The organism is Mesorhizobium sp. M0870 (assembly GCF_040319775.1).
In the GTDB taxonomy this organism is placed as follows: Bacteria; Pseudomonadota; Alphaproteobacteria; order Rhizobiales; family Rhizobiaceae; genus Mesorhizobium.
Genome location: NZ_JAMYOI010000011.1, coordinates 44,189 through 59,488, shown reverse-complemented (window position 1 = coordinate 59,488; position 15,300 = coordinate 44,189). Strand labels below are relative to the sequence as shown.

The following is a 15,300-nucleotide window of genomic DNA, read 5'->3' as shown; positions in this document are numbered from 1 at the left end:
TCTCCCCCCTTGAGGGGGAGATGGCCGGCAGGCCAGAGGGGGGCGACACGGAACGCAAGCTTGATTCCAAGATGCTGCTGGAACAGTCCCTACTGCGCCGCCTTGATCTCGCTGACGATCTTCGAATAGTCGCGCTGGGCGTCGCCGACGTCACGCAATTGCTCGAACTTGACGAGGTCGGCCACCGGCATCGCCATGTTGGGGAATTTGGCCAGGAAATCGGCAGGCAGGCTTTCCATGGCCGGCTTGTTCGGCACCTTGTAGTCGATGTTCTGCGCTGCCCAGGCGTGGTTCTTGGCGTCGAGCATGAAGTTGATGAACTGGAAGGCGGCGTCCTTGTTGGCGGAGGCCTTCATCACCACCATCGTGTCGACCCAGAGGTCCGAACCTTCCTTGGGAATGACGTATTTGATCTCGGGTTTTTCGGCGATGCCGTAATTGCACCAGCCGTCCCAGGCCTGCACCATCAGCGCCTCGCCGGACACCAGCTTGGAATAGAAGGTGGTGTCGTCATAGGCGAGCAGGGTCTTCTTGGCCGAGATCAGCAGATCCTTGACCTCAGCCATCTTGGCCGGGTCGGTTTCGTTGACCGAATAGCCCTTGTCGAGCTGGCCGGCGGCCAGCAGCCAACGGTCGGTCGCCAGCATGGTGGTCTTGCCCTTCAATTCGTCGGAGGGCGCGAGCAGGTCGCTCCAACTGGTTGGTGCGACCTTCATCAGGTCCGAGCGATAGCAGAGGCCGGTGGTGCCCCAGGTGTAGGGCACCGAGAATGCATTGCCGGCATCGTGAGGCAGCTTGGTTGCTTCCGGATAGAGGTTGGCGAGGTTCGGTATCTTGGTGTGGTCGATCGGTTCGGTCAGGCCGAGCTTGTTCAGCACCTCGGCGAAGGGCGAGGAGACAAAGACCACGTCATAGCCCTTGCCGCCGGCGGCGATCAGCTTGCCCATGATCTCTTCATTGGTGGCGTGCACCACCACTTCACCCGAAACGCCGGTCGCGGTCTTGAAGGCGGCCATCGCGTCGGGCGCCATGTAGCCATCCCAGTTGGAAATGACGAGATCAGCAGCCATCGCCGGCGCGGACAGCGCCAAGGCCAGGCCAAGTGCGAGCGAAGATGTTTTCAGCGCACGGCGCCGCAGGCTGGTAGCGGTCATGACAGACTCCCATTCCGGTTGATCGTCGAATTTCATTCGCCGGACCAACGCCTGCGACCTTGCCGCTGCCTCGATCCTGTTCCCTCGGTCTTTTTCTCGCCGATTGTCCTGACAGTACTATTGCAGAAAAAAGTACGTCAATCCATAATTTGTCAAGCGATCGAGGAATCTGGCCGATTGCGTCCGTGCGGGCGATCGGTCAAATCAATGCGGTCATGTCGTTTTCCACTGGACCAGTCATGCAAGCCGTAGCCAGACGACCTCGCACCAACCATCTCGATCTGGCGCAGCGCATCCTGGATGTGGCGCGGCAGCGCGGCTTTGGGCCCGGCGCACGCTTGCCGGAGCAGCAGATCGCCTCGCTGTGCAATGTTTCCCGCACACCGGTGCGGGCAGCGCTCGGCCTGCTTGCGGAGCGAGGCGTCGTACGCTGGGAGGCGGATTCCGGGTATCATCTGGCCATCGACCTCACCGCGCAGGCTTCGGTCGCCACGGAATTGCCCGCTGCCGAGGAGGACGAGCTGGCCGAGGCGATCCTGCGCGACCGGTCGGCGCGGCGGCTGGACCAGACAGTGACCGTTGCGGGGTTGATGCGGCGCTACAGTGCCGAGCGCAAGACGGTACTAAAAGCGCTCAACAAACTGACCGAAGAGAATCTGCTGGACCGTGCGCCCGGCCAGTCCTGGCTGTTTCGACGCACGCCAGACGATCCGGAGGCGCAAGGCGACAGTTATGAATTCCGTCTGCTGCTGGAGCCCGCGGCCATCCTGACGCCGGGTTTCCGGCTGGATGGCGCGCGGGCGGCGACGTTGCGCCAGGGCATGGAAGCGCTGGTGGCGCTGCCGGACGCCGCCTTCGACACACGCGAGTTCCAGCGGCTGGACATCGATTTTCATGGCATGCTCGCCGAAGGCTGCGCCAACCGCTTCGTGGCCGACGCACTCGCCGATCACCTCAGGCTGCGCCGGCTGCCGGGCATCTATGCCGGCGTCAACGTCTTCCGCCTGCGGCAATCGCTGCGCGAACACCTTGTTATACTCGACCATCTTGAAAGCCTGCAGTATGAGGTGGCTGCCGATCTGCTGCGCATCCACCTGCGGCTCTCCCGCAACCAGCGACCGCAAGCGGCCAGTCGCGGGGCGCCTGCCCTGTTCGGCATGATCAGCCGGCCGGATTGACGAGGATTAATTGACGCGTAAAGCCAGCCCGACCATCGCGCTGTTCCCCGAAGCAAGCTTCGGCGCGGCGTTGAATTGCGTCGGCATCGCGCAGGCGCTGCGCGCGAGAGGCGCCCGGCCCGTCTTCATCTGCCATGCCGGCTTTTCCGGCGTCTTTGCCGACTATGGTTTCCAGGAATACCAGCTGCCGACCGACGAGCCGCTGAGCGACAGCGAACGCCAGAGCTACTGGCAGGCCTTCGTGCGCAGGCACCTGCCGCATTTCAGGCTGAGCCCGATCGACCAGCTGGAAACCTATGTCGCGCCGACCTGGCAGGCCATCGTCGACACCGCGGTCAATGCCGAGGCGCCGCTGCGCCAGTTGCTGGCGCGGCTGAAGCCGGACGCGGTGGTTCTCGACAATGTCATCATGTTCCCGGCGATCGCCGCCGCCGGCTGTCCCTGGGTGCGTGTCGTCTCCTGCGCCGAGACCGAGCTGCCGGATGCACAGGTACCGCCCTATCTGTCGGGGCTTGGCGTCGACGACCCGCAACGCGCCGCGTTCGAGGCCAGGTATCTGGCGGCTTGCACGCCCGCACATGATCGCTTCAACCGCTTCCGGATGGATGCCGGCCTGGCGCCGCTGCCGAAGGGCCTGTTCCTGGAGACGTCGCCCGACCTCAATTTGCTGCTGACGCCTTCGATCGTGCGCCGCGAGCGCGCCGAGCCGCTCGACCCGGAGCGCTTCGTCTATCTCGAAGGCTGCGTGCGTTCGGAAGGGCCATTCGAGGTGCCGGTATTTCCGCGCAATGGCGGGCCGCTGGTCTATGTCAGCTTCGGTAGCCTCGGCGCCATGGATGTCGGGCTGATCGAGCGCATGCTGGCGGTGTTCGACAGGCTGCCGGCCCGCTTCATCGTCAATGCCGGCGGCCTGCGCGACGCCTATCGCGCAGTGCCCGACAATGTCTATCTCGACGCCTGGTTTCCGCAGCCCTCGGTCGTGGCGAAGTCGGATCTGTTCATTCATCATGGCGGCAACAACAGCTTTTGTGAGGCGCTGCGCTTCGGCGTGCCGTCACTGATCATGCCCTATTGCTGGGACGGACACGACAATGCGCGCCGCGCCGGAGAAGCCGGCGTCGGTGACCATATCGGCCGCGACGCCTGGACCGAAGGAGTGTTGGAGAGAGCCATTCTCGGCCTGCTGGCCGACGATGCCATGCGCACCCGCCTCAAGGACAATGCAGCCCAAATGGCGCTGAAACCTGGAACGGATGTGGCCGCGCAAACCATACTCTCTCTGATACGGACGTGAACGAAATGCCTGACAACAACACGAACATCTCGCTCTCCAGCGGTACCGATGCCAAAGCCTGGCTGGTCCGGCACGGCATCAACGAAGTCGAGTGCCTGGTGCCCGACATGAATGGCGTCCTGCGCGGCAAAGCGCTGCCTACGGCCAAATTCCTCCAGGCGCTTGAAGACCGCGCGCTCTATCTGCCGAGCAGCGCTTTCCTGGTCAGCATCGACGGCCGCTACTCCGGCTCGATCGACGAGGGTTTTGCCTATTCGGATCCGGACATGCGCATGGTGCCTGATGTATCGACGCTCTGCCTGGCGCCGGGTGCCGCTCCCGGCAAGGCCTATGTCTTTGCCGATGCCTTCCATATGGACGACCGGCCTTGGATGGCCTCGCCGCGCCATGTGCTGCGCGCCGTGCTCGATCTCTACGCCAAGCGTGGCTGGCGGGCGGTGGTGGCGCCCGAGCTGGAATTCTATCTCACCGCGCCCAATCCCGATCCGGACCGTCCGCTGACCGCGCCAGTCGGTGGCAAAGGCCGAGCCGAGACAGTGCAGCATCCCTATGACATGGCCGCGCTCGAGGAGTTCGAGCCGGTGATCCGCCGCATCTATGACTACGCTGCGGCGGCCGGACTGCCGCTCGACACGCTGATCCACGAATCAGGTACGGCGCAGCTTGAGATCAACTTCCTGCATGGCGATGCGCTGCCGCTGGCCGACAAGGTGCTGCTGTTCAAGCGGCTGACGCGACAGGCCGCGCAGCAAAGCGGCATGCACGCCACCTTCATGGCCAAGCCGATCGCCGCACAGGCCGGCAGCTCGATGCATCTGCACATGTCGGTCATCGACGAGGCCGGCAGGACGTTGTTTGCCGGCAGCGACGATGCCGACACCGCAATGTTCGGCCATTTCATCGGCGGCCTGCAGAAATATGTCCCGGAAATCATGCCGCTGTTTGCGCCCAACGTGAACTCTTTCCGCCGCATCAGGCCGAACCACAGCGCGCCGGCCAACATCGAGTGGTCGCATGACAACCGTTCCTGCGGCCTGCGCGTGCCGGCCGGCGGCCGCTCCGCGCGGCGGGTCGAGAACCGGCTGCCGGGCGCGGATTCCAATCCTTACCTGGCGATAGCCGGCTCGCTGCTTGCCGGCTATCTCGGCGTCGAACAGAGACTGGCGCGGTCGGCCGAAGCGTCGGGCAATGCCTACAAGATCAAGAGCACGCTGCCGAAAACCATGGAGGAGGCGCTCGATCGTTTCGAGGCTTGCGGCCCGGTGCGTGAACTGCTGGGCGAGGATTTCTTCCAGACCTATCTGCGCGTCAAGAGCGTCGAGCTCGACCTTTTCCAGGGCGTGGTGACCAGCTGGGAACGCGACCACCTTCTGCTGAAGGTGTGACTATGGCTTGCAGTTCAACGGGCTTCAATTCGGGCCTCGATATCGCCAAATCCTATTATGTCGCCACCGCCAATCCAGCGCCGGACCATCCGGCGCTCGCCGGCGATGTCGATGCCGACCTGGTGGTGGTCGGCGGCGGGTGCACAGGGTTGTCCGCCGCCCTTCACGCCGCCGAGCGTGGGTTGAAGGTGGTGCTGCTCGAAGGCGGCAAGATCGGCTGGGGGGCGTCGGGGCGCAATGGCGGCCAAATGATCCCCGGCCTGCGCAAGGGCGCCAAGGGACTGGTCAAACTCTACGGGCCGGAGCGGGCAAAGGTGCTGTTCGATCTTGCCTTCGAGGCGCGCGGGCTGGTGCTCGATATTATCGAGCGGCATGCCATCGACTGCGATCTCAGGCTGACCCGCCATCTGGTCGGCGCGGTCAACGGCTCCGACCTTAGGGATCTCGAGGAAGAGGCCGAGTGCCTGGCCACGGTGATGAAGTTCCCGCATGCGGAAATCCTATCGGCGGCTAAAGCCCGAGCCAAGGTCGATACACCCTACCATGGCGCGATGTATGAGCCGCTCGGCGGCCACATGCATCCGCTGAACTATACGCTCGGCCTTGCCCGCGCAGCGGTTGCTGCCGGCGTCACCATCCACGAGAATTCGGTCGCCGTGCGGCTGGAGCGTGAGCCTTCGATCCGGGTCTCGACCGCAAAGGGATCGGTTCGGGCCAGACATGTCGTGCTGGCGGGTGACGCTCTGCTCAACGGGCTGGAGCCGCGCGTCAACAGCCGCATCATGCCGGTCGGCAACTACATCGTCGCCACCGAGCCGCTTGAGGGCAAGCGCAACGTCATCCCGGCCAATGTCGCGGTCTCCGATACCCGCTTCGTCGTCAACTACTACCGGATGTCGGCGGATGGACGCCTGCTGTTCGGCGGCGGCGAGCGCTACACGCCTTCACCGCCGGCCGATATTGCCGGCTTCGTGCGGCCGCACATGGAAGCCACCTTTCCGCAACTCAAGGGCTGCCGCATCGATCACGCCTGGGGCGGGCTTGTGTCGGTGACGACGTCGCGACTGCCGCATGTCGGGCACTATGGTGAGGTCTATTTCGCGCATGGTTATTCCGGCAAGGGCGTCATCCTGTCGACGCTGTCCGGCAAGCTGCTGGCCGAAGCGATCACCGGCGATGTCTCGCGGCTCGATCTGTTCTCGACGCTGACCCCGATGCCGTTCCCGGGCGGCACGGCGCTGCGCGGTCCGCTCTATGTGCTGGGCATGCTTTGGTACGCGATGCGGGATCGCATCAAGCATTGAGGGGGCGTTGCTGCAACGGCACAAATAGTACCGTAGCGATCCTTCACACCCCCCTCTGTCCTGCCGGACATCTCCCCCGCAAGGGGGGAGATTGGCAGGTTCAGCGCTGCGATCACCCGACAGCGGTGGAGATTGGCGAAAGCCGAGATGAGAGCTGATCTCCCTCCTTGCGGGGGAGATGGCCGGCAGGCCGGAGGGGGGTGCTGTCCCGCCGACGTCGAAGGTTGGATGAAGCTTCTTAAACCACAAAGAAATCCTCGATGCGCTGCTTGGCCTCCAGTAGTGCCGGCAATATCTCCCGCTCCATCTCCGCGACGGAGAAGCGTGCCGACTGGGTCGAGACGTTGATGGCCGCGACCGTGCGCTCCGCTCGGTCGCGGATCGGTACGGCGACCGAGCGCAGGCCGAGTTCTAGTTCCTCATCGACGATGGCAAAGCCGTCAGCCTTCGCCTTGGCGATGGCGTTGGCTAACAAACGCCTGTTGGTGATCGTCTTCGGCGTCCGTCTCTCGATGGTCGCCTGGCCGAGGAATGCGTCCAATTCCCCTGATGTCAGCCCGGCCAGCAGGATGCGCCCCATCGAGGTGCAATAGGCCGGCAGCCTGGTGCCGACATCGAGCGACACGCTGAGGATGCGGCGGCCGGGAATGCGGGCGACATAGACGACATCCTCACCCGACAGGATGGCTGCCGAGCAGGCCTCGTTCAGCTGAGCGGCGACCGCGCGCATGATGGGGGCGGCGAAGGCCCATAGCGAGGCGCCGCCGAGCCAGGTGCGGGCAACCGTCAGCAGGCGCGGCGACAGCGAGAACACGCGGCCGGCCTGTGTTGCATAGCCGGTGGCGGTGAGTGTCAGCAGGAAGCGGCGGGCGCCGGCGCGGGTCAGGCCCGCTTCCTCGGCCATTTCAGTCAACGTCATGCCCGAGGGATGGCGGGCCAGGATCTCCATGACGGCAAGGCCGCGTTCAAGCGAGCCGACATGATCACGGGAAACAGCCTCTTCGTCCATCTTGTCTCCGCAGAACGACATCGGCGTCAGGATTGACTCCACGCCTCTGCTCAGCATAGAAAGTATCGCATATAAAACATATGTTCACAATACGAACTTTCTCAGCCTGGAGCCGATGCGATGGTCAAGTTCCTGCCGCTCAAACAGGCCGTGGCCGAGAATTTGAAAGATGGTGACACGGCTGCCTTCGAGGGCTTCACCCATCTGATCCCGACGGCAGCGGCGCATGAGGCGATCCGCCAGGGTTTTCGCGACCTGACCTTGATCCGCATGACGCCGGACCTGATCTACGACCAGATGATCGGCATGGGCATGGCGAAGAAGATCGTCTTCTCCTATGTCGGCAATCCCGGCGTCGGCCTGCTGCGCCGCGCCCGCGATGCCATCGAGAACGGTTTCCCGCGCTCACTTGAAATCGAGGAGCACAGCCATGCCGGCATGGCCAACGCCTATGAAGCGGGTGCTGCCGGCCTGCCCTGCGCGGTGTTTCGCGGCTATCGCGGTGCTGGCCTCGCGGCGGTCAACCCGAACATCAAGTCTGTCACCTGTCCGTTCACCGGCGAGGTGCTGGCCGCTGTTCCTTCGATCCGGCCTGACGTCACCTTCATCCATGCGCAGAAGGCCGACAAGAAAGGCAATGTGCTGGTCGAAGGCATCATCGGCATCCAGAAGGAAGCGGTGCTGGCGGCCAAACGCGCGGTGGTGACGGTCGAGGAAGTGGTCGACAATTTCGACGATCTGCACCCCAATCTGACCGTGCTGCCGCGCTGGACGATTGCCGCGATATCGGTCGTGCCCGGAGGCTCGCATCCGTCCTACGCGCATGGCTATTATGCGCGCGACAATGCCGCCTATCTCGAATGGGACGAAATCGCCGCCGACCGCGAGAAATTCCAGGCGTGGATGCGGGCCAACGTCATCGAGAAGAGTGCCGGCGATTTCGAGGCCCGGGTCGAGCATCTGAGGAAAGCGGCATGAGCGACAATCAGGGCTTCACCCCCAACGAGATGATGACGATCGCCGCCAGCCGCGCGCTGCGCAATGACGATGTCTGTTTCGTCGGCATCGGCGCGCCATCCGCCGCTTGCAATGTGGCGCGGCTGACGCATGCGCCCGACATCACCTTGATTTACGAGAGCGGCACGATCGGCACCGCGCCCGACGTGCTGCCACTGTCAATCGGCGATGGCGAATTGTGCGAAACCGCCGTCACCACCGTCGCGGTGCCGGAGATGTTCCGCTACTGGCTGCAGGGTGGGCGCATCTCGATCGGCTTCCTCGGTGCGGCGCAGCTCGACAAGTTTGGCAACATCAACACCACGGTCATCGGCGATTATTTTCACCCAAAGACCAGGCTGCCCGGCGGCGGCGGCGCGCCAGAGATCGCGACGTCGTCGAAGGAGATCTACATCACCATGGCGCAGACCAAGCGCGGCATGGTCGAGAAGATCGATTTCTTCACCTCCTTCGGCCATGGCGAGGGCGGCGATCATCGAAAGCGTCTGGGCATCGACACCGCCGGCCCGACCTTGCTGATCACTGATCTCGCCATCTGGAAGCCGGATCCGGTGAGCAAGGAATTCACCGTCGTGTCGCTGCATCCAGGCGTCACCCGCCAGCAGGTGCAGGAGAGCTGTGGCTGGGTGGTTAAGTTCGGCGAGGCGCTTGACGAAACGCCGGCGCCAAGCGAACTCGAACTCAAGACATTGCGCGACCTGCAGGCCCGCACCAAGGCGGCGCATGAGGGAACCGGAAAAGCAAAGGCTGCATGACATGGCCGAGGCCTACATCTGTGACTACATCCGCACGCCGATCGGCCGCTTCGGCGGCTCGCTGTCTTCCGTGCGTGCCGACGATCTCGGCGCGATACCGCTGAGGGCATTGGTCGAGCGCAATCCCGGCATCGACTGGCAGGCTGTCGACGATGTCGTCTATGGCTGTGCCAACCAGGCCGGCGAGGACAACCGCAACGTGGCGCGCATGGCGCTGCTGCTGGCAGGCTTGCCGAAGGAGATTACGGGCTCCACCGTCAACCGCCTGTGCGGCTCCGGCATGGATGCGCTGACCATCGCAGCCAGGGCCGTCAAGGCAGGCGAGGCGGAACTGATGATCGCGGGTGGCGTCGAATCGATGAGCCGGGCACCCTTCGTCATGCCCAAGGCCGACACGGCGTTTTCGCGCAATGCCGAGATTTACGACACCACCATCGGCTGGCGCTTCGTCAACCCACTGATGAAGAAGCAGTATGGCGTCGATTCGATGCCGGAGACCGGCGAGAATGTCGCGGAAGAGTTCGCCATCTCCCGCGCGGACCAGGATGCCTTTGCCGTGCGCAGCCAGGACAAGGCGGTCGCCGCGCAAGCCAATGGCCGGCTGGCCAAGGAGATCACGCCAGTGACGATCCCGCAGCGCAAGGGCGATGCGGTTGTCGTCTCGAAGGATGAACATCCCCGTGCTGGCACGACGGTCGATGCGCTGGCCAGGCTGCCGACACCGTTCCGCCAGGGCGGCACGGTGACGGCCGGCAATGCCTCCGGCGTCAATGACGGGGCGGCGGCCCTGATCGTTGCCTCCGAGGCAGCCGTGAAAAAGTATGGCCTGACGCCGATCGCCCGCATCCTCGGCGGCGCTGCCGCCGGTATTGCGCCGCGCATCATGGGCATCGGCCCGGTGCCGGCGACGCAAAAACTCTGCGCGCGGCTTGGCCTGACACCAAAACAGTTCGATGTCATCGAGCTCAACGAAGCCTTTGCCTCGCAAGGCATCGCCGTGCTGCGCCAGCTCGGCATTGCCGAGGATGCACCGCACGTCAACCCGAATGGCGGCGCCATCGCGCTCGGCCATCCCCTGGGCATGTCGGGTGCCCGCATCTCCGGCACGGCGGCGCTGGAGCTTCGTGAGCGCGGCGGCCGCTATGCGCTTGCCACGATGTGCATCGGTGTCGGCCAGGGCATCGCGATCGCGCTGGAACCGGTTTGATCGGCGGCCCTTGCTTGGCCGGCTAAGATCAAGAATCCGGTGCGCGGTTCAAATTTGACCACGTGGACAAAAGTCTGGCGTCGTTCCATACTTCCCCGTCTGACATTTTCACGAACAGCCGGCTCGACACGGCTGTCGAACAGAGGGGAATGCAATGGAAAACCGGAACAATAAATCGCAGATAAAACGCGAAGGGCTTTCGCGACGCAATGTACTGGAGCTGGGCGCGCTTAGTTTGGCGGCAACGATGCTGCCGGGCGCCGCCTTCGCGGCGGACAAGAAGCTGAAGGTGGCGGCGATCTTCGCCACGCCGATCGAGGAGCCATGGGACAACCAGATCCATGTCGCCCTGCAGAAGGCCGAGAAGGAACTCGGCATCGAATACAAATGGTCGGAGAAGGTGCAGACCGCCGATTTCAGCCGCGTCATGCGCGAATATGCGCAAGGCGGCTACCAACTGGTGCTGGGCGACGCCTTCGCCGCCGAGCGCGAATCGCGCCGCACCGCCAAGCAGTTCCCGAAGACCGCCTGGCTGTTCGGCTCCGGCGCCGGCCCGGCGGAACCCAATTTCGGGGTGTTCGACAACTGGATCCACGAGCCCGCCTATCTCTCGGGCATGATCGCTGGCAAGATGTCGAAGTCGGGTACGATCGGCGCCGTCGCGGCGATGGGCATTCCGGAGGTGAACCGGCTGGTCAACGCCTTCTTCGCCGGCGCCAGGGAGGTCAATCCCAACATCAAGAAGAAGGTCGCCTTCATCGGCTCGTTCTTCGATCCGCCCAAGGCCAAGGAAGCGGCGGTCGCGCAGATCGACGCCGGCGTCGACGTCATCTACGCCGAGCGCTTCGGTGTCATCGAAGCCGCGGTGGACAAGAAGATCCTCGCCATCTCCAACATGTCCGACCAGTCGAGTCTCGGCCCCGACACGGTCATCACCGGTCCGGTCTGGGACATGTATCCGACGGTCGAGCAGGCGATCAAACTGGTCAGGGCCGGCGTCTTCACCGCGCAGGACTATGGCGATTTCTCGCGCATGGCCAAGGGCGGCTCGCATTTGGCGCCCTACCACAAGTTCGACAAGACGCTGCCGGCGGACGTCAAGGAGCTGGTCGAAAAGAAGAAGGCGGAGATTCTGGAAGGCAATTTCCGGGTGGATGTGGACGAGAATACGCCGGTTTCGGATTGATTTCTTTACCCTCCCCCTTGTGGGGAGGGTCGATCCGCGAAGCGGAGCGGGGTGGGGGTCCTCGTAGGGCGCATCCCCACCCCGTCTCGCAATCTCCGCTTCGCTCCGACTGCGAGCCGACCCTCCCCACAAGGGGGAGGGTGAAGCAGAGCCTCTCTCCGCAGGAGCATCCTTGTCCGCCCCACTCATCGAAATGCGCGGCATCACCAAGAGCTTTGGCGCCGTCAAGGCGAACGAGGCCGTCGATCTCAGCGTCGCGCCCGGCGAGATCCTCGGGCTACTGGGCGAAAACGGCGCCGGCAAGACGACGCTGATGAATGTGCTGTTCGGCGCCTATGCGCCCGACGCCGGCGAGATTCTCATCCAGGGCCAGACGGTGCGGATCACCAGTTCCGCCGATGCGCTGGCCGCCGGCATCGGCATGGTGCACCAGCATTTTCACCTCGCGCCGCGGCTGACGGTGCTGGAAAACCTGCTCATCGGCATTCCCGGCAAGACAGGACGGATCGACCGCGCCGGCGGGCTGGCGCGGCTGGCCGAGATCGGCCGCCAGCATGGGCTGGTGCTTGACCCGGACCTGCCGGTCTCGGCGCTGTCGGTCGGCGAGCAGCAGCGGCTCGAAATCGTCAAGGCGCTGTTTCGTGGCGCCAGGCTGCTGATCCTCGACGAGCCGACGGCGGTGCTGGCGCCAAGCGAGGTCGACGGGCTGTTTTCGGCGTTGCGTTCTATGGCGGCGCAAGGTCTCGGCATCATCTTCATCTCGCACAAGCTCAACGAGGTGCGGGCGCTGACGCATCGCTGCACGGTGCTGCGGCATGGCCGCGTTGCCGGCCGCGTCGATGACCCGGCCAACACGACATCCTCGGAGATGGCAACACTGATGTGCGGCCATGAGATCGTGCCGCCGGCGCGGGGACCATCGGCGCCGGGTGCTGATGTGCTGACGCTCGACGGTATCTCAACCTCGCATCATTCGGGCACGGCGCTGCGCGACGTATCGCTTGCCGTCCGTGCCGGCGAAATCCTCGGCATTGCCGGGGTGTCGGGCAATGGCCAGCGGGCGCTGGCGGAGGTGATCTCCGGCGTGCGGGCGCCCGATGCCGGCCGGATGACGATTGCCGGCCAAAAGGTCTCGCGGTTCTCGCCGCGCGAGGTGCAGGCGCTCGGACTTGGCCGTATCCCGGAAGACCGCATGACGACCGGACTGGTGACCAATCTGCCGCTGGCCGATTCGATGGTGCTGCCGCGCATCGGCACCACAGCGTTCAGCAGCAGGGGCCTGCTCAAGCCCGATGCGATCCGCGCCTTCACTGAGGCGCAGATCAAGGCCTATGATATCAGGTGCCCCGGGCCGATGACCCGCGCCGGGGCGCTGTCCGGCGGCAATCTGCAGAAGGCGTTGTTGGCACGCGAGCTTGCCTTCGATCCGAAGGTGCTTGTTGTCTCGCAGCCGACGCGCGGCCTCGACATCGGAGCCGCCCGCTTCATCCACGAAAAATTCCTCGACATGCGCGCCAAGGGCTGCGGCATCGTCGTCATTGGCGAGGATCTCGAAGAACTGCTGGTGCTCTGCGACCGCATCGCGGTGATGTATGAGGGCCGCATCGTCGGCACGCTCGACAGCGCCGATGCAACGATCGCACGGCTCGGCCTGATGATGACCGGGGCGGAGGGCCACAGCTGATGTTTCGCCTGGAGGTCCGCAGCTCGACGCCGACCTGGTTCAACCTCGCTCTGCCATTGCTCGCGATCGGAGCAACGCTCATCTTGTGCAGCGGCCTTATTGCGCTGGCCGGCCCCGGCGTGCTCGAAGCTTATGGCGTGATGTTCACGGCGTCGCTGGGCGACAGCTATGCGATCACCGAAACGATGGTGCGTGCAACACCCATGATCTTCACCGGACTGGCGGTCGCGGTCGCCTTCCGAGCAAAATTCTGGAACATCGGCGCCGAAGGGCAATTGCTTGCCGGCGCGGTGGCCAGCTGCTTTGTCGGCGCCATTCCAATGCCGGGGCCGCTCGCCATGGTCTTGATGGCGGTGGCGGGCGCCGCAGCGGGAGCCGCAGTCGCGTTGGTGCCGGCGACGCTCAGAGTAAAATTCAAGGTCGATGATGTCGTCAGTTCGCTGTTGCTCAACTCGGTCATCTATTACGCCTTGATGGCGCTGATCGAGGGGCCGTGGAAGGACAGTTTCAGCGGCTATCCGATCTCGCCGCCGATCGAGGATTCGGCCAATTTCCCGGTGCTGCTCGAAGGCACGCGGCTGCATCTCGGCGTCGTCGCGGCACTGATCGCGGCGCCGCTGATCTGGTTCCTGATCGTGCGCACGACGCTCGGCTTCAGGATCAGGGTCACCGGCGAAAACCCGGAAGCCGCCAGATATGGCGGCATCCACGTCGAGCGGGTGCTGATCTCGACGGCGCTGCTGTCCGGCGCGCTGGCCGGATTGGCCGGCGTCGGCGAGGTCGGCGGCGTGCATTTCCAGGTGATGAGCGACATCTCGCCGGGCTACGGTTATTCCGGCATCGTCGTTGCGATGCTGGCGCGGCTCAATCCGCTCGGCGTCGTGCCGGCGGCGATCTTCCTTGCCGCCGTGATGACCGGCGCCGAGGCGATGTCGCGGGCGACCGGCGTGCCGGCCTTCCTCAGCGACGTCATCCAGGGCACCGCATTGCTTGCCATGCTTGTGGCGCTGCTGTTCACCGCCTATCGCATCCGTCGCGTCGGAGTTGCCCGATGAGCGCGGTGTTCGAACAAATATTCCAGGTCGGCTTCCTGGCCGCGATCATCCGCATTGCCACGCCGCTGGCTTTCGCGACGCTCGGCGAAATGTTTTCCGAGCGGGCCGGCGTGCTCAATCTCGGCATCGAAGGCATCATGCTGTTGTCGGCGATGACGGGCTTCACCGCCGCCAGCCTCACCGGCAGCCTGTGGCTTGGCGTGCTGGCGGCGGTGCTCACCGGCATGCTGATGGGCGCGCTGCATGCGCTGTTCACCGTGGCGCTCGGCCTCAGCCAGCACGTCTGCGGCATCGGCGTGACGCTGTTCTCGTCGGGCCTCGCCTATTTCCTCTACCGGCTGATCTTCGGCCAGCAATCAGTGCCGCCCAGCATCAAGGGTTTTCAGACGCTGCCGATCCCTCTCCTGTCTGACATCCCGGTGCTCGGGACGGCGGTGTTCAACCAGTTCGCGCTGGTCTACATGGCGATCCTCGCCATTCCGCTCGCCGCCTTCGTGCTCTACCGCACGCCATGGGGCCTGTCGGTGCGCATGGTCGGCGAAAACCCGCGCGCCGCGGATTCGGCGGGGGTCAGTGTCACCGCCACGCGCTTCCAGGCAGTCATCCTCGGCGGGGCGCTGATGGGGCTGGCCGGCGCCTTCCTGTCGATGGCGCAGTTCAACGCTTTCACCTTCGGCGTGGTGTCGGGGCGCGGCTGGGTGGCGATCGCGCTGGTCGTGTTCGGCCGCTGGGATCCGTGGCGCTCGGCGGGTGCGGCACTGCTGTTCGCCTTCGTCGATGCGCTGCAGCTGCGCATGCAGGCCAGCGGGCTCGGACACATCCCCTACGAGGCGTTCCTGATGCTGCCGTTCATCTTCACCATCGTCGCCATGGCGGTGATGTCGCGCAACGCGGTGGCACCGTCGGCGCTGCTCAAGCCGTTTCGGCGGGAAGAGCGGTAGCAAAGCTTGGGTTCCTCGCCCCGCAAAGCGGGGAGAGGTGGCCGCGAAGCGGTCGGAGAGAGGCCTGCGACGCTGGCGAGTTGTCGCCGAAGCAAGGCAAGGTCGAGCCATTCCCCCTCTCCGTCTCGGCT

At 64.5% G+C, this 15,300-nt stretch carries 13 protein-coding genes; 11 read left to right on the top strand and 2 right to left on the bottom strand.

The window, feature by feature from the left end; translation table 11 throughout:
• Window positions 1-89: 89 nt before the first annotated feature.
• The gene (locus NKH97_RS15320) at window positions 90-1,154 is read right to left on the bottom strand and encodes a polyamine ABC transporter substrate-binding protein (protein ID WP_023811192.1); all 1,065 of its coding nucleotides are present in this window, start codon (window positions 1,152-1,154) and stop codon (window positions 90-92) included.
• Between the two features lie 239 nt (window positions 1,155-1,393).
• On the opposite strand from NKH97_RS15320, the gene NKH97_RS15315 reads away from it, so the two are divergent.
• Genes NKH97_RS15315 through NKH97_RS15300 form a run of 4 tightly spaced genes read left to right on the top strand, consistent with a single transcriptional unit; the run spans window position 1,394 to window position 6,315 of the window.
• Complete coding sequence (locus tag NKH97_RS15315; RefSeq protein WP_352722579.1) at window positions 1,394-2,332, top strand: GntR family transcriptional regulator; 939 nt, start codon at window positions 1,394-1,396, stop codon at window positions 2,330-2,332.
• A gap of 10 nt (window positions 2,333-2,342) precedes the next feature.
• The gene (locus tag NKH97_RS15310) at window positions 2,343-3,626 is read left to right on the top strand and encodes a glycosyltransferase (RefSeq protein WP_352793104.1); all 1,284 of its coding nucleotides are present in this window, start codon (window positions 2,343-2,345) and stop codon (window positions 3,624-3,626) included.
• Window positions 3,627-3,631: 5 nt separating this feature from the next.
• The gene (locus NKH97_RS15305) at window positions 3,632-5,011 is read left to right on the top strand and encodes a glutamine synthetase family protein (RefSeq protein WP_352797699.1); all 1,380 of its coding nucleotides are present in this window, start codon (window positions 3,632-3,634) and stop codon (window positions 5,009-5,011) included.
• Window positions 5,012-5,013: 2 nt separating this feature from the next.
• Window positions 5,014-6,315: an NAD(P)/FAD-dependent oxidoreductase gene (locus NKH97_RS15300; protein WP_352797696.1), complete on the top strand. Its 1,302-nt coding sequence runs from the start codon at window positions 5,014-5,016 to the stop codon at window positions 6,313-6,315.
• Window positions 6,316-6,553: 238 nt separating this feature from the next.
• Here NKH97_RS15300 and NKH97_RS15295 read toward each other — a convergent pair whose 3' ends face one another.
• On the bottom strand, window positions 6,554-7,324 hold the full coding sequence (locus tag NKH97_RS15295) for an IclR family transcriptional regulator domain-containing protein (protein ID WP_352793102.1): 771 nt from the start codon (window positions 7,322-7,324) through the stop codon (window positions 6,554-6,556).
• A gap of 120 nt (window positions 7,325-7,444) precedes the next feature.
• On the opposite strand from NKH97_RS15295, the gene NKH97_RS15290 reads away from it, so the two are divergent.
• The 7 genes from NKH97_RS15290 to NKH97_RS15260 all read left to right on the top strand — a co-directional run bounded on the left by NKH97_RS15290 (window position 7,445) and on the right by NKH97_RS15260 (window position 15,169).
• Window positions 7,445-8,302, top strand: a complete 858-nt coding sequence (locus NKH97_RS15290; RefSeq protein ID WP_023811186.1) for a CoA transferase subunit A — start codon at window positions 7,445-7,447, stop codon at window positions 8,300-8,302.
• Entirely contained in the window at window positions 8,299-9,096 is a 798-nt protein-coding gene (locus NKH97_RS15285; protein WP_352442122.1) for a CoA-transferase subunit beta, read from the top strand. The genes NKH97_RS15290 and NKH97_RS15285 overlap by 4 nt, the downstream gene beginning before the upstream one ends.
• A 1-nt stretch (window position 9,097) precedes the next feature.
• Window positions 9,098-10,303 carry a 3-oxoadipyl-CoA thiolase gene (gene pcaF / locus NKH97_RS15280; protein ID WP_352797871.1) on the top strand — a complete coding sequence of 402 codons (1,206 nt, stop codon included), beginning with the start codon at window positions 9,098-9,100 and terminating at the stop codon, window positions 10,301-10,303.
• Between the two features lie 154 nt (window positions 10,304-10,457).
• On the top strand, window positions 10,458-11,489 hold the full coding sequence (locus tag NKH97_RS15275; RefSeq protein WP_023811183.1) for a BMP family protein: 1,032 nt from the start codon (window positions 10,458-10,460) through the stop codon (window positions 11,487-11,489).
• A gap of 172 nt (window positions 11,490-11,661) precedes the next feature.
• Entirely contained in the window at window positions 11,662-13,173 is a 1,512-nt protein-coding gene (locus NKH97_RS15270) for an ABC transporter ATP-binding protein (protein ID WP_128304111.1), read from the top strand.
• Complete coding sequence (locus tag NKH97_RS15265; RefSeq protein WP_128304110.1) at window positions 13,173-14,228, top strand: ABC transporter permease; 1,056 nt, start codon at window positions 13,173-13,175, stop codon at window positions 14,226-14,228. Before NKH97_RS15270 ends, NKH97_RS15265 begins: the two co-directional genes overlap by 1 nt.
• On the top strand, window positions 14,225-15,169 hold the full coding sequence (locus NKH97_RS15260; protein ID WP_128304109.1) for an ABC transporter permease: 945 nt from the start codon (window positions 14,225-14,227) through the stop codon (window positions 15,167-15,169). The genes NKH97_RS15265 and NKH97_RS15260 overlap by 4 nt, the downstream gene beginning before the upstream one ends.
• Window positions 15,170-15,300: the final 131 nt, after the last annotated feature.